Annotated in this window: 27 protein-coding genes; 16 read left to right on the top strand and 11 right to left on the bottom strand. The window is 33.4% G+C overall.

Annotated features, from left to right (window positions below):
- Positions 1-28: 28 nt before the first annotated feature.
- Positions 29-3,367 carry a carbamoyl-phosphate synthase large subunit gene (gene carB, locus EV07_RS04185; protein ID WP_036917581.1) on the top strand — a complete coding sequence of 1,113 codons (3,339 nt, stop codon included), beginning with the start codon at positions 29-31 and terminating at the stop codon, positions 3,365-3,367.
- On the opposite strand, the gene EV07_RS04190 is transcribed toward carB, so the two are convergent.
- Positions 3,368-3,601 (bottom strand): DUF6447 family protein, encoded by a 234-nt coding sequence (locus EV07_RS04190; protein WP_036917583.1) that lies wholly within the window; start codon positions 3,599-3,601, stop codon positions 3,368-3,370.
- A gap of 52 nt (positions 3,602-3,653) precedes the next feature.
- Entirely contained in the window at positions 3,654-5,411 is a 1,758-nt protein-coding gene (locus EV07_RS04195; RefSeq protein WP_036917585.1) for an ABC transporter ATP-binding protein, read from the bottom strand.
- A 22-nt stretch (positions 5,412-5,433) separates the two neighbouring features.
- Here EV07_RS04195 and EV07_RS04200 point away from each other — a divergent pair, with 22 nt between their 5' ends.
- Genes EV07_RS04200 through folP form a run of 3 tightly spaced genes read left to right on the top strand, consistent with a single transcriptional unit; the run spans position 5,434 to position 7,217 of the window.
- Positions 5,434-5,652, top strand: a complete 219-nt coding sequence (locus EV07_RS04200) for an RNA-binding S4 domain-containing protein (RefSeq protein ID WP_036917588.1) — start codon at positions 5,434-5,436, stop codon at positions 5,650-5,652.
- Between the two features lie 10 nt (positions 5,653-5,662).
- A complete protein-coding gene (tpiA, locus tag EV07_RS04205; RefSeq protein WP_036917591.1) occupies positions 5,663-6,394 on the top strand; it encodes a triose-phosphate isomerase in 732 nt (243 codons plus the stop codon).
- Positions 6,357-7,217: a dihydropteroate synthase gene (folP, locus tag EV07_RS04210; RefSeq protein WP_241433994.1), complete on the top strand. Its 861-nt coding sequence runs from the start codon at positions 6,357-6,359 to the stop codon at positions 7,215-7,217. Before tpiA ends, folP begins: the two co-directional genes overlap by 38 nt.
- Positions 7,218-7,245: 28 nt before the next feature.
- Here the strand turns inward: folP and EV07_RS04215 are convergent, their stop codons facing one another.
- Positions 7,246-11,259 carry a magnesium chelatase subunit H gene (locus tag EV07_RS04215; RefSeq protein ID WP_036917594.1) on the bottom strand — a complete coding sequence of 1,338 codons (4,014 nt, stop codon included), beginning with the start codon at positions 11,257-11,259 and terminating at the stop codon, positions 7,246-7,248.
- A 126-nt stretch (positions 11,260-11,385) separates the two neighbouring features.
- Between EV07_RS04215 and dapB the strand changes: the two genes are divergently transcribed.
- From dapB to EV07_RS04255, 8 genes are all read left to right on the top strand, one after another.
- Complete coding sequence (dapB, locus tag EV07_RS04220) at positions 11,386-12,237, top strand: 4-hydroxy-tetrahydrodipicolinate reductase (protein WP_036917596.1); 852 nt, start codon at positions 11,386-11,388, stop codon at positions 12,235-12,237.
- Positions 12,238-12,255: 18 nt separating this feature from the next.
- The gene (locus EV07_RS04225) at positions 12,256-12,903 is read left to right on the top strand and encodes a hypothetical protein (protein WP_036917598.1); all 648 of its coding nucleotides are present in this window, start codon (positions 12,256-12,258) and stop codon (positions 12,901-12,903) included.
- A gap of 55 nt (positions 12,904-12,958) precedes the next feature.
- Positions 12,959-14,119 (top strand): FAD-dependent monooxygenase, encoded by a 1,161-nt coding sequence (locus EV07_RS04230; protein WP_036917601.1) that lies wholly within the window; start codon positions 12,959-12,961, stop codon positions 14,117-14,119.
- Positions 14,120-14,146: 27 nt separating this feature from the next.
- Complete coding sequence (locus EV07_RS04235; RefSeq protein ID WP_036917604.1) at positions 14,147-14,365, top strand: DUF2949 domain-containing protein; 219 nt, start codon at positions 14,147-14,149, stop codon at positions 14,363-14,365.
- Between the two features lie 220 nt (positions 14,366-14,585).
- Positions 14,586-15,146, top strand: a complete 561-nt coding sequence (locus EV07_RS04240) for a DUF3038 domain-containing protein (protein WP_036917607.1) — start codon at positions 14,586-14,588, stop codon at positions 15,144-15,146.
- Positions 15,147-15,148: 2 nt separating this feature from the next.
- A complete protein-coding gene (locus tag EV07_RS04245; protein ID WP_052043871.1) occupies positions 15,149-15,757 on the top strand; it encodes a DUF4335 domain-containing protein in 609 nt (202 codons plus the stop codon).
- Between the two features lie 562 nt (positions 15,758-16,319).
- Positions 16,320-16,724 (top strand): hypothetical protein, encoded by a 405-nt coding sequence (locus tag EV07_RS10025; RefSeq protein WP_152557539.1) that lies wholly within the window; start codon positions 16,320-16,322, stop codon positions 16,722-16,724.
- A gap of 66 nt (positions 16,725-16,790) precedes the next feature.
- Complete coding sequence (locus EV07_RS04255; RefSeq protein ID WP_152557540.1) at positions 16,791-17,105, top strand: thioredoxin family protein; 315 nt, start codon at positions 16,791-16,793, stop codon at positions 17,103-17,105.
- A gap of 5 nt (positions 17,106-17,110) precedes the next feature.
- Here EV07_RS04255 and EV07_RS09840 read toward each other — a convergent pair whose 3' ends face one another.
- From EV07_RS09840 to EV07_RS04265, 3 genes are all read right to left on the bottom strand, one after another.
- Entirely contained in the window at positions 17,111-17,287 is a 177-nt protein-coding gene (locus tag EV07_RS09840) for a hypothetical protein (RefSeq protein WP_193742708.1), read from the bottom strand.
- A gap of 334 nt (positions 17,288-17,621) precedes the next feature.
- Entirely contained in the window at positions 17,622-17,996 is a 375-nt protein-coding gene (locus tag EV07_RS09245; RefSeq protein WP_052043872.1) for a hypothetical protein, read from the bottom strand.
- A 74-nt stretch (positions 17,997-18,070) separates the two neighbouring features.
- A complete protein-coding gene (locus EV07_RS04265) occupies positions 18,071-18,271 on the bottom strand; it encodes a hypothetical protein (RefSeq protein WP_036917611.1) in 201 nt (66 codons plus the stop codon).
- A 101-nt stretch (positions 18,272-18,372) separates the two neighbouring features.
- Between EV07_RS04265 and EV07_RS09845 the strand changes: the two genes are divergently transcribed.
- A complete protein-coding gene (locus EV07_RS09845) occupies positions 18,373-18,525 on the top strand; it encodes a hypothetical protein (protein ID WP_193742709.1) in 153 nt (50 codons plus the stop codon).
- Between the two features lie 3 nt (positions 18,526-18,528).
- On the opposite strand, the gene EV07_RS04270 is transcribed toward EV07_RS09845, so the two are convergent.
- Positions 18,529-18,912, bottom strand: a complete 384-nt coding sequence (locus EV07_RS04270; protein ID WP_052043873.1) for a hypothetical protein — start codon at positions 18,910-18,912, stop codon at positions 18,529-18,531.
- A gap of 187 nt (positions 18,913-19,099) precedes the next feature.
- On the opposite strand from EV07_RS04270, the gene EV07_RS04275 reads away from it, so the two are divergent.
- Positions 19,100-19,369, top strand: a complete 270-nt coding sequence (locus tag EV07_RS04275; protein WP_036917613.1) for a hypothetical protein — start codon at positions 19,100-19,102, stop codon at positions 19,367-19,369.
- 17 nt (positions 19,370-19,386) lie between these two features.
- Here the strand turns inward: EV07_RS04275 and EV07_RS04280 are convergent, their stop codons facing one another.
- Both EV07_RS04280 and EV07_RS04285 read right to left on the bottom strand, forming a co-directional pair.
- Positions 19,387-19,608: a hypothetical protein gene (locus EV07_RS04280; RefSeq protein ID WP_036917616.1), complete on the bottom strand. Its 222-nt coding sequence runs from the start codon at positions 19,606-19,608 to the stop codon at positions 19,387-19,389.
- A 235-nt stretch (positions 19,609-19,843) separates the two neighbouring features.
- Positions 19,844-20,140 (bottom strand): DUF2103 domain-containing protein, encoded by a 297-nt coding sequence (locus EV07_RS04285; protein WP_342626381.1) that lies wholly within the window; start codon positions 20,138-20,140, stop codon positions 19,844-19,846.
- Between the two features lie 81 nt (positions 20,141-20,221).
- On the opposite strand from EV07_RS04285, the gene petN reads away from it, so the two are divergent.
- Complete coding sequence (petN, locus tag EV07_RS09385) at positions 20,222-20,323, top strand: cytochrome b6-f complex subunit PetN (RefSeq protein WP_072013319.1); 102 nt, start codon at positions 20,222-20,224, stop codon at positions 20,321-20,323.
- Between the two features lie 150 nt (positions 20,324-20,473).
- On the opposite strand, the gene psb29 is transcribed toward petN, so the two are convergent.
- On the bottom strand, positions 20,474-21,112 hold the full coding sequence (psb29, locus tag EV07_RS04290; RefSeq protein WP_052043874.1) for a photosystem II biogenesis protein Psp29: 639 nt from the start codon (positions 21,110-21,112) through the stop codon (positions 20,474-20,476).
- An 80-nt stretch (positions 21,113-21,192) separates the two neighbouring features.
- Here psb29 and clpP point away from each other — a divergent pair, with 80 nt between their 5' ends.
- A complete protein-coding gene (gene clpP / locus EV07_RS04295; protein ID WP_036917618.1) occupies positions 21,193-21,783 on the top strand; it encodes an ATP-dependent Clp endopeptidase proteolytic subunit ClpP in 591 nt (196 codons plus the stop codon).
- Positions 21,784-21,787: 4 nt separating this feature from the next.
- On the opposite strand, the gene ftsH is transcribed toward clpP, so the two are convergent.
- On the bottom strand, positions 21,788-23,704 hold the full coding sequence (gene ftsH, locus EV07_RS04300) for an ATP-dependent zinc metalloprotease FtsH (RefSeq protein WP_036917622.1): 1,917 nt from the start codon (positions 23,702-23,704) through the stop codon (positions 21,788-21,790).
- Positions 23,705-23,795: the final 91 nt, after the last annotated feature.

Here is a 23,795-nt window from a genome sequence, read left to right on the forward strand (position 1 = left end):
TGAAACTCAGAACAAATTATTAAAACCAATGCCACGACGTAACGATATACGTCGCATATTAATTCTAGGTTCTGGACCTATTGTCATTGGTCAGGCCTGTGAATTCGACTATTCAGGAACACAAGCTTGCAAAGCTTTAAAAAAAGAGGGTTTTGAAGTGATTTTGGTTAATTCCAATCCTGCTTCAATCATGACAGACCCTGAAATGGCAGACAGAACTTATATTGAACCTCTTACATCAGATGTAATTACAAAAATAATTGAGTTAGAAGAGCCAGACGCATTATTGCCAACAATGGGTGGCCAAACTGCCCTTAATGCTGCAGTTCAACTTGCAGAGCAAGGGATCCTTAACAAATATTCAGTTGAATTGATTGGAGCAGATTTGGAATCAATTAAAAAGGCTGAAGACAGATTGCTTTTTAAAGGTTGTATGGAGAAAATAGGAGTCAATGTATGTCCTTCTGGAATAGCTAATAATCTTGAAGAAGCTTTACAAGTCGGTGCAAATATATCTTCATTCCCAAGAATTATTCGACCAGCTTTTACTTTAGGAGGAAGTGGAGGTGGAATTGCTTATAACAATGAGGAATTTTTATCTATTTGTAAATCGGGTTTAGATGCTAGCCCAGTGTCTCAAATACTTATAGAAAAATCATTATTGGGCTGGAAAGAGTTTGAGCTTGAGGTTATGAGAGATACTGCAGATAATGTAGTAATTATTTGCAGTATTGAAAATATTGACCCAATGGGTGTTCATACAGGTGACTCAATAACAGTAGCTCCAGCGCAAACATTAACCGACCGCGAATATCAAAGACTAAGAGATCAATCCATTCAAATTATTAGAGAGATTGGAGTAGAAACTGGTGGTAGCAATGTCCAATTTGCTGTTAACCCAATAGATGGAGAAGTTGTAGTTATAGAAATGAATCCAAGAGTTAGTAGATCTTCAGCATTGGCTAGTAAGGCTACTGGCTTCCCTATCGCTAAGATCGCTGCACTTCTTTCAATTGGCTATAGATTGGATGAAATTATTAATGACATTACTGCTAAAACCCCGTCTTGCTTTGAACCAACTATTGATTATGTAGTTACAAAAATCCCTAGATTTGCTTTTGAAAAGTTTGCTGGAACTCCTCCTGTTTTAACTACATCAATGAAATCGGTAGGAGAAGTAATGGCAATTGGTAGATGTTTTGAGGAATCATTTCAGAAAGCATTGAGATCATTGGAAATTGGACTTACTGGTTGGTCTTATGATTGCAGTAAAACTCTTCTTAACAAGATTGATATTGATCGTCTTTTGCGAGAGCCAACTCCAGATAGACTTATGGCTATTAAGTTCGCAATGAATATTGGTAAAAGTGATGAATATATAAACTCTCTTTCCAAAATCGACCATTGGTTTCTTTCTAAACTACGTAACATTTTAATGGCAGAGAATAATTATTTAATTAATAAAGATATTTCTGATATGACTAAAGAAGTACTTTTCGAACTTAAACAACTTGGCTTTTCGGATTCGCAAATAGCTTATCATTTAAAAGTTAGTGAATTTGATATTAGATCATTAAGAAAAGAACTTAATATACTACCAGTTTATAAAACAGTTGATACTTGTGCTTCTGAGTTTGAATCTTCTACACCATATCACTATTCTACATATGAATTACCATTCAAAACTATACTTGAAAATGGTCAATTAATTGAGAAAGAAACAGCTAACGAAATAACTTATAATAATGATAGCAAGGTTCTTATCTTGGGAGGAGGACCTAATAGAATTGGGCAGGGAATAGAGTTTGATTATTGTTGTTGCCATGCTTCTTATCAATTACAGAAAGAAAATTACAAGACAATAATGTTAAACAGTAACCCTGAAACAGTCTCAACTGATTACGATACTAGTGATAGTCTTTATTTTGAACCTTTAACTTTAGAAGATGTTCTAAATGTAATTGAGTTGGAAAAACCTGAAGGTATAATTGTTCAATTTGGAGGCCAAACCCCGTTGAAATTATCAATGCCAATTCTCAATTGGCTGAAATCAGATGATGGCTTGAAAACTGGAAGTCGAATTTTGGGTACTTCTCCTCTTTCAATAGATCAGGCTGAGGATAGAGAGCAATTTGAGGCTGTTTTGAGTGACTTAAATATACGTCAGCCTTTAAATGGAATAGCAAGATCTTTAAAAGAGGCACATCTTATAGCTGCAAATATTACTTTCCCTTTAGTAGTCCGACCTTCTTATGTATTAGGAGGTCGGGCAATGGAAATTGTCTATGACAATGATGAATTGAATACTTATATGACGAAAGCTGTAAAAGTAGAACCTGATCACCCAGTTTTAATAGATCAATATTTAGAAAATGCTATAGAAGTAGATGTAGATGCTCTGTCTGATTCCGAAGGCAATGTTGTAATAGCTGGTCTAATGGAACATATAGAACCAGCTGGTATTCATTCTGGTGATTCTGCATGCTGTCTTCCTTCAATATCACTATCAAAAATGTCAATAGAAGTAATAACTAAATGGACGACATCTTTAGCTCATTCATTAAATGTTGTTGGTTTAATAAACTTACAATTTGCGGTTCAAAAGGATGATAAAGGAATTGAGAAAGTATTTATTATAGAAGCCAATCCAAGAGCGTCCAGAACAGTTCCTTTTGTTTCTAAAGCAACAGGATTCCCTATAGCTCGTATTGCTACAAGTTTGTTGATTGGTAAAACAATTTCTCAGGCTGGCTTGGACGAAGAGCCTGTCCCTCCATTGCAATCTATTAAAGAAGCAGTACTGCCATTTAGACGTTTCCCTGGATCAGACAGTGTTTTGGGCCCAGAAATGCGTTCAACTGGTGAAGTGATGTCTACAGCAAAAGATTTTGGAATGGCATATGCAAAATCTGAACTTTCTGCAGGAGAAGCTTTACCTACAGATGGCATTGTATTTCTTTCGACCCATGATCGAGATAAGCAAGGCTTAATACCAATTGCTAAAAGACTTATCACCTTGGGTTTTGGCCTTATAGCTACTTCAGGAACAGCTGAAATACTTTCCAATGCAGGCATTGAAGTTGCTTCAGTACTAAAAGTACATGAAGGGAGGCCAAATATTGAGGATTTAATTCGCTCTGGTGAAATCCAACTGATAATTAATACCCCTATAGGAAGACAAGCTATTCATGATGACAAATATCTGAGAAGAGCTGCGCTTGATTATTCTGTTCCAACTCTTACAACACTACCTGGAGCAAAAGCAGCTGTTGAGGCTATAAATTCACTTCAAAAGGAATCAATGTCTGTAAATGCCTTACAAGATATTCATATAAACAGATATATAGATACTTCTTTTAATAAATAATTAGTTATTTGCTAATGGGGGAATATCCTTTAGCTTCTCACTTAATTCTTTAATTAAACTTTGTCTGCCAACGGCTAAAACTTTTAACGTGTCCTCATGAAGTCTTAATTGACTATCTGCAATTTGCAGTCCTTTCACCAATTCCTTTACATCATTGGGAAGTGAATTAATGTTATAACGCTTTTCATCAAATGTGAGTATAGGATCTGCCTGATTGGCTTCGTAGTCTGCCATTGAAATTTTATTGATTTGATTATTATTATTTTAAATCTCAGTCCAGCTTCAATCAAGGTGTTTGATTAATATTTTTAATGTCTCTAATAAATTGCTTTTCACATAGCTCCCTATATTTACCTGCCTTATTCATTAATTCATCATGTTGACCTGTCTCAGCAATTGAACCATTCTCTATGTAAATGATTTTATCTGCTTCTTGAGTAGTTGCTAATCTATGAGCAATTATTAGAACTGTTCTATTTTTCATTGCCTGATCTAGAGCCATCTGAACAGATTTCTCTGACTCAGCATCAAGTGCACTTGTCGCTTCATCTAATAATAAAATAGAAGGGTTGCCAAGTATTGCTCTAGCGATTGAAATTCTCTGCAGTTGACCTCCAGACAGGTTTGTACCTCTTTCTTCTATATGAGTTGAGTAATTACTTGGCATATTCATTATGAACTCATGAGCATTTGCTATTTTAGATGCCGTTATAATCTCTTCTTTTGTGTAATTCCTGCCAAAACTTATACTATCTAATATAGTTCCAGATAGTATATTCATTTTCTGAGGTACTATTGCTATTTTACTTCTAACTTGATAAGAGTCTACAGTAGATAAATCATTTCCATTAATATAAATCTTACCATTTTGTGGCTTGATAAATTTTAAAAGCAATGAGAAAATTGTACTTTTACCGGCTCCCGATGGACCTACTAGAGCAATTTTCTCACCAGACCTAATCTTTAAATTAATATTATTAATAACTTGATCACCGTTTTTGTAAGAGAAGCAAACATCTTTGATTTCAATCTCACCTCCATTATTTAAATTTGCAGTTAAAAGATTTTCTTCATTATCTTCTTTGGGAAGACGATTTATTTCTCTCAATCTCTTTAGAGAAGCTTGACCTTGCTGAAGCTCGTTGAAATTCGTGGTTAGATGACTTATTGGGTCTATTAACATTAATAAAGCTGCAAAATAGCTGCTAAATCCCTGACCATCTATAGCGCCAGACTGAATTCTAAGAGCGCCAATTGCAAGAACTATTAATATGCCTAGTGCTTCAATAAAACCTATTACAGGATGTTGTAAAGCTATTTGCTTTAGAGCTTTATACTTTGCTTTTCTATGGATATCTACTTGATTATCGAATCTTTGTTGCAACCAATTCTCAGCACCGTAGGCTTTTATTAGTGGAAGCACTTGTATAGATTCTGATAGTAAGCTAGCTAGATTGCTTATCTTTTGTTGGCTTTTTTCTTCAGTTATTAATACTTTCTCTCCAAATTTTCCTACAAGTAAGGTTATAATAGGAGCTAGTAGTAGTGTCGCAATTGACAGATTGATATCTATATAAATCATATAAGTTATCACTGCAATAAGTTGAAATATACATGGAATTGTATCTTGAACAGTTTTGTAAATTACTTCACCTACACGATCAGCATCTTCAGTAAGTCTGTAGGTAATATCCCCAGTTGATAATTTTTCTAGTGATTGAATATCTATTTTCTGAAGCTTCTTAAATAAATCCTGCCTTATTTTTTGACTTGTCTTTAATGCTGGTCTTGCCAAAATAGTATCTTGAATATATTGCGCAGTTTTTTGAAGTAAAAATATAATTAATGCTTGAGTTATTATATTAAGAACTAGCTGTAAGTCTCCTTTGCCAATAGCTGGAATTAATCTTCCCGCCAGCCAAGCAAGAACTGGCCAGCAACATACATATATCAACATAAATGCACCACCAGCAATTAACTCTCTCAAATAGGGAATTAAATGAGAGACTAATTTTTTGAAGCTAAGATTAGTATTTGAAATCATGATTTTATTTTGAAGTATTTTTATGAAATTGGATCAATTTTTAAAATGGCTTGGTTTGGCTCAAACAGGTGGTCAAGCTAAACACCTTATACTCTCTGGCCAAGTTACTGTAAATGGTATAACTGAAATGAAACGTGGCAGAAAGCTTTTTCATGGCGATCTTGTTTGCTTAGCAAAGAAAGAGTACATCTTTTCAAATAATCAACCATCAGGCCGTAAGTTAGACAATAACGATCAATAAGAGGCTAAGAGTGAGAAAACCACTGATTGCCGGTAACTGGAAGATGCATATGACATGTGCATCGGCCATTGAATATATGGAGACATTTCTTCCTTTATCAAAAGAATTCCCTTTAGACCGTGAGGTCGTTATAGCGCCACCTTTTACAGCTATATCAACACTTGCTATTGCAGTTAAAAACTCCATCGTTAACATTTCAAGTCAGAATGTTCATTGGGAGGATAAAGGGGCTTTTACTGCAGAGATATCACCTTCTATGCTGTTAGAACATAATGTTGCTTATGCAATTGTTGGTCATTCCGAACCAAGAAAATATTTTAGTGAAAGTGATGAACAAATTAACCTTAGAGCTAGATCTGCACAATCGAATGGATTAATTCCTATTGTCTGCGTAGGAGAAACCATTGAGCAAAGAGAAAAAGGTGAAGCAGAACGAGTAATAAGAAGACAGGTAGAGCAGGGATTAGAACAGACTGACCTTTCTAAGTTGGTAATTGCTTATGAGCCAATATGGGCAATAGGAACAGGTAAAACTTGTGAGTCAAATGAGGCCAATCGAATTTGCGGATTAATTCGTCAATGGTCAGGGTACTCAGATCTAATTATCCAATATGGGGGTTCAGTAAAGCCTGGGAATATTGATGAAATAATGTCAATGAGAGATATTGATGGTGTGTTAGTAGGAGGAGCATCGCTAGACCCTAATGATTTCGCAAGAATTGCAAATTACCAATCAAATTAATAATCCTTGGCCTAAGGGTTGGAGGGAAAATTTAAAGATTATGGCAGTAATAAATATTACTCCTGATTCTTTTAGTGATGGAGGTCGTTTCCTTGATCCAAAAACAGCACTAAATAAAGCAACTGATGTTATAGATTCAGGCGCAGATATTCTAGATATTGGTGGCCAAAGTACAAGGCCTGGAGCACAGTTAATCAGTTGCGAAGAAGAACTTAATAGAATAACTCCTGTCATTACTTTATTGCGTAAAGAGCACCCTAATCAATTACTCTCAATTGATACATTTTACTCAAAAGTAGCAAAAAAAGCCTTGGATTTAGGTGTTAATTGGGTTAACGATATTAGCGGGGGCAGATTTGATTCTGACATTCTTAATGTTGTAGCAGATTCAGGTGCTCCTTTTGTTATTAATCACAGTAGAGGCAATAGTTCAAATATGAATACATTTGCTAATTACCAAAATGTCACTACTGAGGTTTATGAAGAACTTCAGAGAGCTATTGATCATGCTTACTCTGCAGGAGTATCGAAAAAACAAATAATTATAGATCCAGGTATAGGATTTGCTAAGAATAATTTTCATAATATAGATTTATTATATAATTTGGAGAAGTTTACAAATAGTAGATTCCCAGTCTTAGTTGGTCCTTCTAGAAAGAAATTTATTGGTCATACTTTAAATCAACCAGATCCTATGAAACGTATATTTGGAACTGCAGCAGTAGTTTGTAGATGTGTTCAAGCAAAAGTTGATATGGTTAGAGTTCATGATGTATCGGAAATGAAACAGGTGATTGATATGTCAAATGCTTTGTGGAATTAACTTTATATTAATTTAAAGTTAATGATACTTAATCAGTATCTACACCTTCAATTTTATCTTCGACTTCTTGGTATAACTCTTTAAGTTGTTCTATATTCTCTTCAGACGTATCCCAATAACCCCTACCATTAACTTCTAGAAGTGTTCCAACAATTCTTCTAAAACTATGAGGATTAAGCTCCATTAATTTTTTCCTCATTTCAGGATCATTTATAAATGTTTCATTGGATTCTTCGTATACAAAGTTATCCACTTGACCACTAGTAGCACTCCACCCCAAGGTGTAATTCAATCTATTGGATACTTCTCTAACTCCTTCATAACCAGAGTTAAGCATTCCTTCATACCATTTAGGGTTTAGTAGCTTTGTTCTTGAATCAAGTCTAATTGTTTCGCTTAAAGATCTAACTTGTGCATTTGCTGTAGTGGTGTCAGCTATATAGCTATTTGGCTTTTTGCCGTCATCTCGTAACTTTGATATTAAGTTTGTTGGATCAGAATCAAAGTAGTGGCTCACGTCTGTCAAAGATATTTCTGATGAATCAAGATTTTGAAAAGTAACATCTGCTGTTTTCATAACTGATTCAAAAACTTCTCTTTTCTGATTCATTTCCCCAGGATTATCTGCATTAAATGCATATGTTTTTCTAGAAAGGTACATCTCCTGAAGTTCATTCTCTTCTTCCCAAGTAGAGTTTTCAACTGCAAGGTTTACATTTGAACTATAACTTCCACTTGAATTGGAAAATACTCTGCATGAAGCTTCTCTAATAGAAATACCTTCAGCTTCAGACTGAGCAAGTGAATGTTTTCTTACAAAGTTTTCTTCAATTGGTTCTTCAGCTTCAGCAGCCATTTTTACGGCTTGATCTATTAGCGCCATTTGGTTTATAAATAAATCTCTAAATACTCCAGAGCAATTAACTACTACATCTATCCGTGGTCTCCCAAGCTCTTCTAGAGGTATTAACTCTAGTTTATTTACTCTACCTACAGAATCCGGCTTTGGTTTAACTCCTACAAACCAAAGAATTTGTGCAAGGGATTCACCGTAAGTTTTTATATTATCAGTTCCCCAAAGTACACAAGCTATAGTTTCCGGCCAATCTCCTTGCTCTTCTTTTTGCTTTTCAATTAGTTTATCTACAACTCCTTTTGCTGAAGCAACTGCAGCTGCAGTTGGAATTGATTGTGGATCTAAGGCATGAATATTTTTGCCACTAGGTAAAACATTCGGATTTCTTATTGGGTCTCCTCCTGGCCCTGGAAGTACATAGTCTCCATCCAAAGCCTTTAATAGACTATCCATTTCTTTGTCGGCACATATTTGATTAAGACAGAAACGAAGATAATCAAATAGTTTATCTAATTCTTTAACATTAATATTTTTAAAGCCATTCTTTTGGCATGCGTTCATCCATGGTGAAGGAAAGTTTAATCCAAGTATTTGTAGAAATTCTATTAATCGAGTTATTAGACTTTTATTTAGACTTACTCTTCCATCTGAACCTGTTAAAGAAATAACCATAGCTCTAACAGCTGATCTAGCTGTATCTGTAATTCTTTTATTCATTTCAACAGCGAATAATTCTCCATTGTTATTGCCTTTATAAATATCTTCGATATTTTTTCCTATTGATTCAGCTAATAAACCAGGAAGAGATCTTATTTCTTCTTGCTCTCTTTCCAAAGCTGCAATACTTACTAAACTTGCTATTGCCTCCTCTGCAGTTGGAGGCATTCCTATAGTATGCAAACCACAAGGAAGTAATCTGCTTTCTATTTCCATAAGCTGTCCATATATTGCTCCAACAATCGAGTCTCGTTTTTCCAAACTTAAGGTTGCTGCATCTTCATCTGGAAGCGTTACATCCTTGTCAAGATTACATTTTTTTGATGTTTCTATAATGGCATTTACTATCTGAATTCCTCTACTATTTTCTCTTAACTGTTGATACGATCCAACTAATTCACTTAATTCTTTTAGACCTTTGTATAAACCTGCGTTTTCTGCTGGCGGAGTTAAATAACTAATTGTTGAAGCATATCCTCGCCTTTTTGCAATTGTTGCTTCTGATGGGTTATTTGCTGCGTAGTAATAGAGATTTGGTAAACCACCAATTAACGAATCTGGATAACAAGTATCACTCATACCCATTTGTTTTCCTGGCATGAATTCTAATGATCCATGTGTACCAAAATGAAGTACTGCATCGGCATCCCAGACCTTTTCTAGATAGGTGTAATAAGCAGCAAAACCATGATGAGGACTTGCACTTTTGGAATAAAGTAATCTCATTGGATCTCCTTCATATCCAAATGTTGGCTGAACTCCTATAAATACATTTCCAAAATGACATCCATATATTAATAAGTTTTGACCATCACTGTTAAGGTTCCCAGGAGGCTTTCCCCAATTTTCTTCTAAACGCGCTGAATAAGGAGTTAATCTCTCGTATTCATTAACACTCATTCTATGAGCAATTGTTAATTCAGGAGAGCCTTCAAGTGCTTCTGGATCGTTAATTAATTTATGCATTAATCCTTTAGCATCTGTTGGTAATCCTTGGATGTCATAACCTTTTGATTTCATTTCTTCGAGAACTCTAAAGATAGACCCAAATACATTTAGATAAGCTGCTGTTCCTACATTTCCTTTGTCTGGAGGAAAACTAAAGACTGTGATTGCTAATTTCTTTTCACTTCTTGGTTTTATTCTTAAGGACGACCATTTAATAGCCCTTTGGGCAATTGCATCAACTCTGTCTTGAAGTGTATGAGCTTTTCCAGTTGCGTCATCTCTACCAGATAAAACAATAGGCTCAATTGCTCCATCAAGTTCAGGAATTGCAATTTGTAGAGCAACTTGAACTGGATGAAGGCCTAGATCGCTTCCTTCCCATTCTTGAGTTGTTTGGAATACTAAAGGCAATGCAACCATATAAGGTCTATTTAATTTCTTCAGGGCTTCAATTGCTTTTGGATGATCTTGTCTGGCAGGGCCGCCGACTAATGCAAAGCCAGTAAGAGATACTACTCCGTCCACCAATGGATTATCTGTTTCTAATTGATCGTAAAAAAACTCTTTAACTGGTTTAGAAAAATCAAGGCCTCCACAAAAAACAGGTATAACTGTTGCGCCTCTGTATTCGAGCTCTTGGATTACGGCCACATAATGTGCATCATCCCCAGTCACTATATGGCTTCTCTGAAGAACTAAGCCTATAACAGGACCTTCCCTTGCTTTTTTACTTAGATCTTTTCTATTTTTGCTCCAATCAAGATAATCATTTAAATCTTCATACATTTTTGAGGCTAAAGGATGCCATATACCTAGATCTGGAAATACTTCTGGTTCCTTAACTTCAATGCCTAAATCAGATTCATTTTCAATATTTGCAAATACATATTTGTCTGCTAATAGTAAGAAGAAATTTTTTAAATTCTCTGGTGTACCTCCTAACCAATATTGAAAGCCGAGTATAAAGTTTCTAGCATCTTGAGCTTTCTCAACAGGTAAATATTTAAGTATGGATGGAAGTGTATTTAATAGCTTTAGCATTGAATCTTGGAAGCCTGCACCACCAGCTTCCTTCCTCTTTTTCATAAAATCACCAATCAGGCTTTTGCTTTGTCCTAATTGGGCCATAGAAAAGGAACCAAGTTTATTAAGCCTCATCACTTCAGGCATTGATGGGAATATCACAGCAGCTTTTAAACTCTCTCTGTGGGGTTCAACTGCTTCAACGACCTTTTGAGCTAGGTCTTCTATAAAAATTAGTGATCCAATAAAGACATCTGCTTCTGCAATATCAGATTTGAAATCTGAAAAATTTGATTCATCTCTTAATTCTTCAATGAGATATCCATTTAGATCTATCCCTACGGATCCTTTTTGTTCATTAAGTGCTTTGGCTGCTTCGGTTAAAGAATTTTGGTATTGAGGTTCTAAAACTAGGTAAACTATTTTCATTATAAATTTATGGTTTTGCCCTTCAACAGGAGAGACTCTGCGATTTGCTGAGCGAACCTGTGTAAACATCTCTCTATTTGCTAGGTATTTTGACCAAGCCTACTTTTATTAGTGTCTTTACTGTGGCTTTTACTTAATTGCTGTTACATCTCACTTTACGAATTCATATCATTAGTTAAATAAACCTTTTCTCCGATGCATTTAGATACCAATCAAAAAACACCAGTTCTTGTTGCTGGAGCTCTAGGTAAAATGGGGTCTGAGGTGATTAAAGCAATTTGCAAATCTAGTGACTGTAAATTAATTGGGGCAATAGATAATAATGAGAATGAACAAGGGAAGGATATTGGTATTGCATTAGGTATAAATGAGTTGGAGATTCCTATAACATCTGATTTAGAAGGTTCATTGTGCTTAGCAAGCCAAACATATAGAGATGCAACTACTGGAAATGGTGCTGTATTAGTTGATTTTACTCATCCAAATGTCGTTTATGATCATGTTAGAGCTGCAATAGCTTATGGAGTAAATCCTGTAATAGGTACCACAGGCCTTACTTCTATCCAAATTAAAGAATTGAGTGATTTTGCAGAAAAGTCATCAATTGGAACTGCAATTATACCTAATTTTTCAGTAGGTATGGTCTTATTACAGCAAGCAGTCGTTGCAGCATCTGGTTTTTATGATCATGTTGAATTAATAGAATCCCATCACAATCAAAAGGCAGATGCACCAAGCGGTACATGTATAAAAACAGCAGAATTAGCAGAAGAACTAAGTAAGACTTTTAATGATTCAAACGTAAAAGAACATGAATCATTAAAAGGCTGTAGAGGTGGTTTAAGTAAAAATGGTATTCGAATCCATTCAATTCGTCTTCCAGGCATAGTTGCTCAACAACAAGTTATATTTGGTTCTTCTGGAGAGACATATACGTTATGCCATAACACCATTGATAGATCAGCCTATATGCCAGGAGTCTTGCTTGTTATTAGTAAAGTTAGAAGATTAGAGTCTCTAGTTTATGGGCTCGAAAAGCTTCTCTGAATTTACCTTGAAAAAAGTATGCTAATCCCATTACGACCAAAAGAGCTAGAAAGGCTTATACCATCTGTTGCTACAAGTACTCAATTTGTATCAGCATTAGGTAATCCTAGAAAGATCTTACAAAGAATAATCATTTCATCTATAGGCGGAGTTATTACTTTATTAATAAGTCAAAGTCAAGTTACTAGTCAGTTCTATTCAATATGGTTGATTTTAGGAGTTATTTTCCTTTTATATATTTTATGGGGCCCTATCTTAGAAGCTAGTAGAAAAAATTCTAAGATTAGAAAATATGCATTTAGTGCTATTTTTGAAGGTAAAGTTAGTTCTATCTATACACAAGAACGAATAGAAAATAGACAAGAACAAGCAAATAGGAAGGGCGAGCTTGAACTAGTCGAAAATAGAAGGACATGGTTAATACTCGAACTAGGTGATAATGATGGATATCTTAGTAAAGTACAATTCCCTTTAGACAACAAGCATCAAACAATTAACGAAGGCGATATGATCAGATGTCTTGTATTTAGCAATAAAAGAGATTTCTCAAATATATCTAATATAACTGATGCTTGGCTACCTAAAAGAGGCCTTTGGGTTGGAGAATATCCATTCTTATTGAGACCAGCTTTTGAAGAGATATGTTATATGAGAATCAGACATTAATTTTTAAATAATCACTTGCTAAGTACAGCTTAATTTTTATTTGCTATTGAACATTATGAATCTTGATCTAAATGCAAAGGTTATAGGAGGGGGAGCTACAGGTGCATTGCTTTCATTAGCACTCTGTAAAGAAAAATTAAACGTAAGTATTTTTGAGAATCAGACATATGAATCTATTATTTCTAGAGACAGAGTTTATGCTATAACTCATTCGTCAAGAAGATTATTTCAAAAACTAAATATCTGGTCAGAAATTAGAGAGTATTTAAACCCATTCAATAGTTTAATAATTGAAGACTCAATTATTAATAAAAAATTTTTACTAGAAACTAAGGACTTATCCATTGATAGTCAAAAATATAATGCTATTGGCTGGACGATAGATCACAAGGAACTCATGAATTTCCTTTTTAACAAGCTTGGTAATTATCCAAATATTAAACTATATTTTGATTGTAAACAATCATTTTCTGATGATAATATCGGATATGACTATTATTTTGCTGCTGATGGACTCTCGTCTTTATATAGAACAAAATGGAATATAAAACGCCATTATTTCAGATATCATCAAGCATGTGTTACCTTTAAAATAATTTTGAGAGGAGATAATCTCAATCAAGCATATGAAATCTTTAAACAAGATGGTCCAATGGCCATACTGCCCGTAAAAGCAGGGCAGTATCAAATAGTTTTGAGTTCATCATTACAAAAATGCGAACAAATAATAAATCTATCAACCTCTAGATTCTTCGATTATATTGCTCCATTATTTCCATCTCATTTGGAAGTAGATCAATTAGTCAATCAGCCTCAATCTTTTCCTTTGTGTTTTTCATTAGCTAGAAACTTACGCAAGGGTAATAAATTCCTACTTGGGGAATCAGCACATTCACTTCACCCTGTTGGTGGACAGGGCCTTAACCTTTCTATTAGAGATATTGATTCTATTATTACCATGATTTATCATGACAATAAAAATAATAGAAAATATCATGTAAAAAAAATTAATCGAGATAATTATTCATGTCGACGCTATATTGATATTATAGTAACATCATTATTGACTGATTCTTTAGTTAGATTCTTTTCAAATAAAAACACTGTCTTAACAATTTTACGCAGATTAGTATTTATTTTTCTTATTAAATTTACTTACCTTCGTAAAATTATACTATCTATTATGACAGATGGAATTTTAGACATTAAACTATAAATCAATTTTGGATATTATTAGATTATAATGATTTATACAAGCTACAAAAGAAATCCTCCTTCAGAGTACTTTTGTAATTACTTAAAAAAGGAATTTTCATTAAACGATAAAGCAATTAATTTATGTATTAAACATAGTCAGTTAGAAAATGCGCCCATATCAATAATTCTATGGAACTTTGGTCTCATTACCCTCAAACAATATCAACTACTTATTGATTGGATTCATCAGAATAAAAAAGATTGATTAATTTTCTTTATAGTTTGCTATGATTATTGAGTATATTATAATTACCAACTTTTATTTTATTGACCATACTAAATTCTAGGCAAATCCTTCATTATCTAACCCTCCTTATTAATGATCTTCCTTTTATCAATGCACATTCATATCTAAGATGAAATAAAATACTTATGCTTATTGATCGATAAGCATAAGTATTCTATTTATGATCTAATATTATTCCATGACTTCACTAATCACACATAATTTCTTGGGATTCCAAACTTCTAAAGTACGTAGAGCCTTAGAAAAGATCGATTTACTCTTCTTGGCTATTGAAGCAATAGATATTAACGCTTCACAATCTTTTGACTTTGCATCAAGAAAGCTTGATCTATTAACTGTCTTTCCTAACTCTATTGAGATCTGGAAATCAAGATGCCACAATCCTATTCGTAGATCAGCTAGAAATTCTTCTATATCAACAGAATCTTTTAATGCCTTATTAGTCCTTCTTTCGTCTATGACGGGTCAACTCTATCCACAGATACGAGTTCTTTTGTCAACAAGAGGATATGACCCAATGAATGATATTAAATTCGAGCAATTTAGAACAAGGTTTTCTGAATTGATTTCTGAAAGGATGAATTTAAGAAGAGGAGCCGTAAGGAAATACCTTAACAAGGCTGAGACTTCAAAAACTTTTCACCGTAAACTATTAATGATCTTAGCTCTTTCCTCTGGTCCAGGTGGATTATATCGCCTTTCCTCTAGTATATTTGATCCTTTGAATGCTATGCTATAACTATGAAAATTAGTAGAAAATTTACAGAAGGAATAGCTAGATTAGATCTTGAAGGTATACCTGACCAATCATTGGGACATGATCAAAATACCATAGGAATTCTTATGAATTGGAGATTAGACTTGATAGGACTATCAGTTTTAGAAGGAAAGATTGAAAATTTGGTTAACCTGATTTATGTAATATCTACTTATTCTAGATATTGTATTTCAGGTATTTATAAGCCTGTAAATGATGAAAGCGGATCTATATCCTTATCCAATGAATCTAATTTTCATAAGCTTAAGCTAATTAGTACGAAAAGCAATATAAAGCCACTAACTTTAGAATTAGATGATGCTGAATTAGCTGACCTAACTAAATGCCTCGACAAGGTAACTAATGATACCAATTTGGCAATTCAATGGAATATTCCAAACTCCAAAAAGCTTTTTCGAAGTCAGTTAATAAGTAATTTATATGATCCTATCAGGATCATATACCCAATTACTGGTCTTGCTATATTCTCTCTCACAGTATTACTTTTTTACAATTATCCTCGATCAATTCAACCAGAGACCACAGTAGGCTCATCAGTTCTACCAAGTAGATCAGAAAATAAAATAGATTAATATCTTGACGGATTACATTTTCAGGTCAGAATTAAAAAAATAATATAAATATATCTTTAATGGTACTGTCAGGTCCTAATAAGAAGAGAAAGCAAGCTAGGAGCTTCATTTTTAGGGGTAAAAACGGAAAAAAGAAAGTCAGGCAAATAATAGAAGCAATTCTAATGTTGGTAATAGGATCAAATTTAATTGTATTTTTAAATACACTTCCGTCTGATTTTATAACAACAAGGCTCTCCAAAGAGATTTGGATTCAACTATATACTGCTTTAAGTAGTATTTTCAATTCTCTATCTAGTATTTGTGTTGCTCTAATCGTAATAACCCTTTTGATCGCTAGTTTACTATTGATCCTAGGCGGAATATTTAGGCTACTTGTTATTTATAGTCGAAGGAAATCAAAGTCTAGTAAAAATAAATCTGATTAATTACTGAAATTATATATTCATAAAAAATAATGATATAATACTTTAATGAAATGTATTTATAGTTTACCTAAAACAAAATATTAATATTAGGTTATTAAACAAAACTCTTTCTCACCTTAATTAAAATCTTTGATATGTCAGAAAAGCGTTTCTCAATATTATTTATTTTATTTAGCCAAATATTAGTCCTTAGATATTTATTAAGCCTATATTTTAATGGCTCACTGTTCTGGATACCTGTAGGCATTTCATTTGTTCTAGTGCTTATGATATTAATTACCGATGACAAATCAATTTATCGCCTTACAAGTAATTTCAGCCTTAATAGGCAAATTCAGATATCAGCGTATTTAGTTCTATGCTTTATATATATATTCGCTTGTTTGGCTGGCTTAATACTCTTAACCAAATTGATACCTATTAATGATTACAGCATTACTTTGGTTCCATTTATAGCATTATATATTTGCGTATTTGGTTCAATTGTTGGTATAACTCATAAGCTATTTTCCGCCATGCGAAACAACGCAAAGTATTAACAAATAATAACTCTGCTTATAATTTTACCTATATTATTATAATAGATAAAATTAATTATTAACTTTATGTTGTCTGTAATTAAGTACAGTTCTGAGGACTGTGGCACTTGCCACCGTATGAGTCATTATGATGCATCAGTAACCATAGAGATGAATCTTGAATTTATTGATGTTCCTATGCAGGATACTAATCAATACAGAAAGTATAGAAGAATACTAATATCTAAATATCCAAACAAAGAAGGAATGGGATGGCCCACATATTTAATTGTTGAGGAACCTTTGGCTGACTTTAAAATAATAGGAGAGATTAAAGGAGGAATGTCAAAAGGTGAATTTAGAGAGAATTTAAATGATATTATTAATACTAGTAATTTATAAGTTAATCATTGTTTAGGATATAGTTTTTCAATATTTTTCTTTTGTTGTTCTTTTTTACTTTTATCAATTAAATAATCTCTTCTTCTCCTTGCTATAAGTCCTGGTAAGTACCATAAGACAGAAAAAAAGACCAACATAAATATTGGATTTTTCCATGTCATAAAAGCTATTTGATCAAGCATTAATTTGTATGAATATATTTATATTATATACCATTTTTTAAGTAAAACCTCGTCAAATGTATATGCTTTATGTTTCTATTAACCAAGTAGATTTAGCCGTAAAATAATCAAAAATGTTAAGCACAAGACTATTGAACCAATTGAAGCCATAGCCAATAAGAGGGATAGATTCATGAATAAATAGCTAATATAATTAATACATAAATGGTGACTTTTTCACTTATTATACCTTGATATTTTTACTTTGTGGATTCATTATATAAATAATAGTACAAATGCTACGCTTTCAACTATAAATTAATCTATTATCATTAGACTCTAGTCTTAATAATATCTATTTGGTTTTAGACTTTACTTTTTTGATTAATGTATAAGTTGTTTTTTTGCCCATCTTGTCTGGAACAGTAATACTACAACCCTTGTCGCGTTTTATATTGCACTTTTTATTAGCTTTAGTAGTCTTCCATGTACATGGAACCTCTGATACTACAGAGGACGTGATTTTCCATCCATTTTCAAGATATGACTCAATACTGTTTTTATTGCAAGCAACTGATATTTCAATCGACTCAGTAATATATACATCTGTAGATTTTGCTTTACCTCCCTTGTGGAGCAAACCTCCACCTTGTTCTATAAGTGAACAGCCACTTAATATAAATATAGAGCCAAGCATTAATAAGCCTGTTGTCTTTCTATAGGTTATCATTCGCATTCTTTAGATTCTCATTTATAATACTCCATACAATAAAAAATATTATACGTATTAGCAAATTAATAAATTTATTTCTTCTTTTTTGATTTGCTCTTCTTTGGATCAATAACGGTCAATAATTCTTCCATTTTAGTCATTAAGTCTTTTATATTATTAGCTTCAGGCAGCTGTAATTCTTCTGTAACAGCAAGATGTATCGTCCTTAGCTCTGCACGCAAGTGTTTTAGATGAGTCTTGACAGCCTCTTTCTTTTCTTTAGCTGTTGCCATTGATTTATAAATATTGCATATAAGTATATAACCTTTTACTATTTAATGGAATTAATCTCTCATAAAGTAAGATTTTATTAATCTTTTATAGATTATATTTCATGAAATTCAAGTTTCTTGACTTAGCTTATAAAAAGGTTTGGGTCCCTTTGTTCGGCAGAGTTCTATTTAAATTGGTTTACTTCATTGAACGTGAGAAGCCTACTCAATTACCTACATACCGTATTGAGGACAAATTTGACGAAGATTCTTAGGGTCTAGTCCAATATAGATATATTCCCCCCATTGCAATAGTTCAAAGCAACAATAAATTTATTTGATTTGGTCAGGTTTATTGTTTTGTCTTTAGTTTTTAAAAGTGAAATAGTGTTACTCACGCATTTATTTGTATTAGCTGAATATTTTATTACTGGGTTGATATAGATAACTGAGCTTACTATTAATAAAGTTAAATAGACTTTGCTTTTATTATTATCATAATAATTTGCTGACTTACTTTTGATTTTCAGGATTTTTCTTAGCAAGTCTTCAGGCAGACCAATTTGTACAAACAGAAGCTCAACCCACCAGGGAAGTTTGCCTTTCCTTTTTGTTAATTCAGGTTTATCACGATTAGCTCTGCCTTCGTCAGATTTTGTCATTTCCTTGATTTTCGTATTAAGTGGCAGATCCTTGCCTATTTTCTTTAATATATCTTAAAACCAATATTTTTATCAGAATTAATCATAAAGTTTATTTTTGCAACAGATTCCTATTACTATCATTCCTTCTTATTCCATTATTTACTTTTTTACTATAATTTAATTTAGGTTTTGCTTAGATTTTCTAATGGCAAAGAGAAGACGTAAATTGTCCAAGGACTTTGAAAAACTTATTTCATCATCAAAAAAAGGAAATGAGCTAATTCTTGCTAAAATACATGATATATATGATGACGATATTCGAGAAGAATATGCTCTAGCATTTGCTCCTGTTAAATTTAAGTTAGACGAAATATCAACTAACTATGATTCATTAGGTATTACTGAGGAATCTGCAAATATGTATGATAATTATACTTCTATGTTGGAGAGTTTTAAGAATGAATATGAAATATAATTAAATTATTATGATTCCTATTTATAGGGTATTACTTTTATTGGTATTGGGCCTTTCCTAATACTGTCTTGCTTGCTTTTACTTGCTTCTTTATTCTCAGTAAACTCTCTAATGCATTTTTGGTAATTTGAGGTTCTTACACAGATACTCTTTATATCTCTTCTTGTTAATGCTGTTGTTGGATATTGATCAATTACTAATAGTGCTATGCAAATTATGATCGATTTAATGATTTTCATTCCCCTTGCATCTATTTACATTGTTAATATTACCTCTGGCATTTATTTGCATAGCTAATATTTCTGTTTGCAAATAAAATGGTTATTCTCTTTTCAGCTTATTAATTTAATATAAAAATGCTATTTAACAGTAATGAGGTAGATGAGGCCATGTCTTCACTTAAAGAGCAATTGCTTGATGACATGACTAAGGCCATTTTAACTCCAAAAGAGGACCTTGCCGATTCTAATGAAGTTAGTTAAGAAGACTTTCTATCTTTTCAGTTAATTCAATCTTTGAGTAATCAGTAAGAATATAGACTTCTTGAGCTGATCTTCCTTTTCTAGCATTAAGTTTATACCCCCCCTTCACTTCCCTAGATATTACTAATTTAAAGCTAACAGACTTACCTTTGACTCTTGTTATAGCACCTGGTGTTATGGTCTTAATATTTTTATCATTGACTATCTTTTTGAGGAGGGATATTAACCCTTCTACGTAGCTGCTATGAGTAAGAACTAACCGTCCCAATCTCATTTTAAAAACTGCCATTACAAAATATACTGATTTCTTTCAGATGTCTAATTTAGATGTTTGAATTTGATGTATAATATAATTATTGCTATATAGAAAATGCTTTTTACTTTTGCTTGGGCCTCACTGGCCGCAATATTTACATTTTCAATAGCTATGGTTGTCTGGGGAAGAAATGGTGATGGATCAATTGATATATAATTTTCAGCGATTTACTTCTAATATTAATAGCTCCTCTTACATTACAATTCTTATCTTATCCTTATTAGTATTTATTACTTTATCAATTGCATATCTAACATTCATTGATTTTAAGGATAAGCGTAGGAATAATATTGGTTAGAATATTCTTTAATTGCCTTCCTTTCTCTTCTTAGCTTCATTGTCTATTATCTTAAATAATTCTATAGCCTCTTTAATCTTTTTGGTATTAGCTTGATATTGAATTAAATCTTTGTTTGCTCTAGACTCAGAAAAGCCTAGCTTGGTCAATGCTTTAGAGCAGTTTTCTCTATCTTTTTCCTTATTCCCTTCTGTTTTATTAGTAAGTTCATATAATCCAATGCTATGTAATCTGGAATAATAATTACCCTTGTATATTAGATCTTTAATATTAATACCTTTTTGTGAGGAAGGTGCTTCTTCATGGTTACTATTAAGCATGTCAATAATAGAGCAATCTTTGTTAATTGTTTCGATTGCAGCAGAGTAATCTTCCATTCTTTGGAAGTCTATATTGCAGGACTTGCATAGGGATATCATTATTTCCTTTAAATGATTAGAAGGTTGGTAGCCTTTTGTGAAGTTTTCAAATGATGACTTTAATCCATAGGAAAAGATGCCATCCTGTACAAATTCTTTTTGATTGCTAACTAAGTTCAATTCAACTAGGTATTCATCTATTACTTTTCTGTATATAGAAGGTATTACATAAGGAAACTCCTTATGGAAGATCTGCTTGCTTTCAGAGATGGTTTTACGTTCACTCAAATCTTTTTTGATTAAATTCTAATAAGACGTTAGCTCTTGCAATATAACCGTTAATATCGTGGAAACCGATCACTTTGATCATGATCCCAATAGTTGTAGAAGAAACTGGTCGTGGAGAAAGAGCCTTTGACATTTACTCGAGACTTTTAAGAGAAAGGATTGTTTTTTTAGGACAACAGGTTACTAATGAGTCTGCTCAGAGAATTGTGGCTCAGCTGCTTTTTCTTGAAGCTGAAGATCCTGATAAGGATATCTTCCTCTATATAAACTCTCCTGGAGGCTCTGTTTATGATGGTTTTGGTATCTTTGACACTATTCAACACATCAAACCAGACGTCCATACAGTTTGTGTTGGTTTAGCTGCAAGTATGGGAGCTTTCCTTTTATGTGCAGGAGCTAAAGGTAAAAGGAGCAGTCTTCAGCACTCAAGAATTATGATTCATCAGCCCTTGGGAGGAGCTAGGGGTCAGGCTACAGATATTCGAATTCAAGCGGATGAAATTCTTTTCTTAAAAGATAAGCTAAACACTGAATTATCTAACCGCACAGGTCAATCTTTGAAAAAGATTGCAGAAGACACAGATAGGGATTTTTATATGTCTCCTTCAGAAGCAATCCAATATGGCCTTATAGATAATGTTTTAAATCAAAAGCCTGTTAGCATCCTGTAAGGATTTAGCTAGTCAATATATTCTCTGTTCGATATTTTTCTGGTACTTCTGTAAATTGTTTAACAACATTAATTAGTTCATCACCATCAATTGTTTCTTTTTCCACTAACAAATCTACTAATTTATCAATTGCTTCTCTATTAGAAGAAACTATTTCAAGGGTTAATTCATAACATTCTTTTACTATTTTTCTAACTTGCTCATCTATTTGTTGTGATATGGAATCTGATATATCTGACCTCGTCATAAGGTCTCTCCCAATAAAGACTTCTTGTGAATCATTTTCAAGAGAAATAGGTCCAAGTCTACTCATTCCAAATCTTGTAACCATTTGGCGTGCCATAGAAGCAACTTGTTGAATGTCACCTCCTGCTCCAGTTGTAACTTCACCTCTACCAAAAACAATATCCTCAGCGGCTCTTCCTCCAAGAGCTCCCATTATTCTTGCTTTTAATTGAGCCCTACTAACAAGAGTTTGGTCTTCATCTGGAGAAAACCAAGTTAGGCCCTTGGCTTGTCCCCTTGGGATAAGAGTAACTTTTTGAACAGGGTCATGATCTTTTAAAAGTGTGCCAACAATTGCATGTCCAATCTCGTGATAGGCAATTAATCTTTTACTTCTTCCATCGGTAAGAGGCTGTCCTTCCATGCCTGCAATGATTCGATCGACAGCATCATCAATTTCTGATATTCCTATCTTTTCCTTTCTTCTTCTGGCAGTAAGAATTGCCGCTTCATTTAAAAGATTTGCTAAATCTGCACCAGTAAAACCAGGCGTGCGTCTAGCAATACTCTCTAACGAAAGGTTTTCATCAATCTTCTTATTCTTTGAATGTACTTTAAGAATAGATAATCTGCCCTTAATATCTGGAGCATCCACTGACACTTGCCTGTCAAATCTGCCAGGTCTTAGTAAGGCTGAATCTAGTACATCAGGCCTATTGGTAGCAGCAATAATTATAATTCCACTATTTCCTTCAAACCCATCCATTTCTGTTAGGAGTTGATTAAGTGTTTGCTCTCTTTCATCATTTCCTCCACCTATTCCTGCTCCTCTTTGTCTACCAACAGCATCAATTTCATCTATGAATATTAAACAAGGACTGTTTTCTTTAGCCCTTTTAAATAAATCTCTAACTCGACTAGCGCCTACACCTACAAACATTTCAACAAATTCAGAACCTGATAAAGAAAAGAAAGGTACACCAGCTTCCCCTGCAATAGCTTTGGCTAATAAGGTTTTGCCAGTTCCAGGAGGGCCCACAAGTAAAACACCTTTAGGGATTTGGGCTCCTACTGATGTAAATCTTTCAGGCTGTTTTAAGAAGGTAACGACCTCTTGTAAGTCTTGTTTTGCTTCTTCCACTCCAGCTACATCGTCAAACATAACGCCAGTCTCAGCTTCCATTGCGAATCTGGCTTTGGTTTTCCCAAATTGCATTGCTTGCCCTGGCCCACCTGGCATGGAATTAGATCTTCTTGCTAGAAATACGAGACCAACTATTAGAAGAATCGGGAAGATTAAGTTACCTAAAAAGCCAATGCTTGCAGGAGTGGTTTTAACAGGATGTATATCAAAACTTATCCCTTCATTTTTTAAACGGTCTATTAGAGCTGGTGTTAGCCCGGGAAGATCAACTCTGATTTTTTGAATTCTGTTGTCTAAATCTGGATCAACAGCTTCTACGATTGCATTCCTTCCTCCATCAAAAATATCAACTGAGGTAACCCTTCCTGAATCAACATAATCAATAAAGCGTCCATAACTCATTCTTGAAACAGCAGTATTTCTCTGCATTGCAGAAGAGTTGCTTTGTTGTATAGAACCATTGCTGCCATTGGATAAAATTTGCCAAGCTATCAGCAGGACAACGATTATGGGGATTATCCACAATGCTATTGATTTAAATCTTTGATTCATGTAACAGTCAAATTTGTCTTATTCTAAGAGAATTAATGCCCTAACTGTTGGAATTTTTCAATAATTTCTGAATGAATTTCATCGATGAAAA

This window comes from Prochlorococcus sp. MIT 0603, assembly GCF_000760215.1.
Lineage (GTDB): Bacteria > Cyanobacteriota > Cyanobacteriia > PCC-6307 > Cyanobiaceae > Prochlorococcus_E.

What these genes read in the sequence shown, in the direction of transcription:
- EV07_RS10025 (WP_152557539.1), top strand. Translation starts at nt 16,320, where the DNA reads ATGTCAGAAAAGCGTTTCTCAATATTATTTATTTTATTTAGCCAAATA.
- EV07_RS09840 (WP_193742708.1), bottom strand. Translation starts at nt 17,287, where the DNA reads ATGCTTGATCAAATAGCTTTTATGACATGGAAAAATCCAATATTTATG.
- EV07_RS04270 (WP_052043873.1), bottom strand. Translation starts at nt 18,912, where the DNA reads ATGACAAAATCTGACGAAGGCAGAGCTAATCGTGATAAACCTGAATTA.
- EV07_RS04190 (WP_036917583.1), bottom strand. Translation starts at nt 3,601, where the DNA reads ATGGCAGACTACGAAGCCAATCAGGCAGATCCTATACTCACATTTGAT.
- clpP (WP_036917618.1), top strand. Translation starts at nt 21,193, where the DNA reads ATGATCCCAATAGTTGTAGAAGAAACTGGTCGTGGAGAAAGAGCCTTT.
- EV07_RS04255 (WP_152557540.1), top strand. Translation starts at nt 16,791, where the DNA reads ATGTTGTCTGTAATTAAGTACAGTTCTGAGGACTGTGGCACTTGCCAC.
- EV07_RS04215 (WP_036917594.1), bottom strand. Translation starts at nt 11,259, where the DNA reads ATGTTTACACAGGTTCGCTCAGCAAATCGCAGAGTCTCTCCTGTTGAA.
- EV07_RS04195 (WP_036917585.1), bottom strand. Translation starts at nt 5,411, where the DNA reads ATGATTTCAAATACTAATCTTAGCTTCAAAAAATTAGTCTCTCATTTA.
- ftsH (WP_036917622.1), bottom strand. Translation starts at nt 23,704, where the DNA reads ATGAATCAAAGATTTAAATCAATAGCATTGTGGATAATCCCCATAATC.
- EV07_RS04245 (WP_052043871.1), top strand. Translation starts at nt 15,149, where the DNA reads ATGAAAATTAGTAGAAAATTTACAGAAGGAATAGCTAGATTAGATCTT.
- EV07_RS09845 (WP_193742709.1), top strand. Translation starts at nt 18,373, where the DNA reads ATGAAATTCAAGTTTCTTGACTTAGCTTATAAAAAGGTTTGGGTCCCT.
- EV07_RS04200 (WP_036917588.1), top strand. Translation starts at nt 5,434, where the DNA reads ATGAAATTGGATCAATTTTTAAAATGGCTTGGTTTGGCTCAAACAGGT.
- EV07_RS04280 (WP_036917616.1), bottom strand. Translation starts at nt 19,608, where the DNA reads ATGAAAATCATTAAATCGATCATAATTTGCATAGCACTATTAGTAATT.
- carB (WP_036917581.1), top strand. Translation starts at nt 29, where the DNA reads ATGCCACGACGTAACGATATACGTCGCATATTAATTCTAGGTTCTGGA.
- petN (WP_072013319.1), top strand. Translation starts at nt 20,222, where the DNA reads ATGCTTTTTACTTTTGCTTGGGCCTCACTGGCCGCAATATTTACATTT.
- dapB (WP_036917596.1), top strand. Translation starts at nt 11,386, where the DNA reads ATGCATTTAGATACCAATCAAAAAACACCAGTTCTTGTTGCTGGAGCT.
- EV07_RS09245 (WP_052043872.1), bottom strand. Translation starts at nt 17,996, where the DNA reads ATGATAACCTATAGAAAGACAACAGGCTTATTAATGCTTGGCTCTATA.
- EV07_RS04275 (WP_036917613.1), top strand. Translation starts at nt 19,100, where the DNA reads ATGGCAAAGAGAAGACGTAAATTGTCCAAGGACTTTGAAAAACTTATT.
- EV07_RS04285 (WP_342626381.1), bottom strand. Translation starts at nt 20,140, where the DNA reads ATGGCAGTTTTTAAAATGAGATTGGGACGGTTAGTTCTTACTCATAGC.
- EV07_RS04235 (WP_036917604.1), top strand. Translation starts at nt 14,147, where the DNA reads ATGATTTATACAAGCTACAAAAGAAATCCTCCTTCAGAGTACTTTTGT.
- EV07_RS04265 (WP_036917611.1), bottom strand. Translation starts at nt 18,271, where the DNA reads ATGGCAACAGCTAAAGAAAAGAAAGAGGCTGTCAAGACTCATCTAAAA.
- EV07_RS04225 (WP_036917598.1), top strand. Translation starts at nt 12,256, where the DNA reads ATGCTAATCCCATTACGACCAAAAGAGCTAGAAAGGCTTATACCATCT.
- EV07_RS04230 (WP_036917601.1), top strand. Translation starts at nt 12,959, where the DNA reads ATGAATCTTGATCTAAATGCAAAGGTTATAGGAGGGGGAGCTACAGGT.
- EV07_RS04240 (WP_036917607.1), top strand. Translation starts at nt 14,586, where the DNA reads ATGACTTCACTAATCACACATAATTTCTTGGGATTCCAAACTTCTAAA.
- folP (WP_241433994.1), top strand. Translation starts at nt 6,357, where the DNA reads ATGATTTCGCAAGAATTGCAAATTACCAATCAAATTAATAATCCTTGG.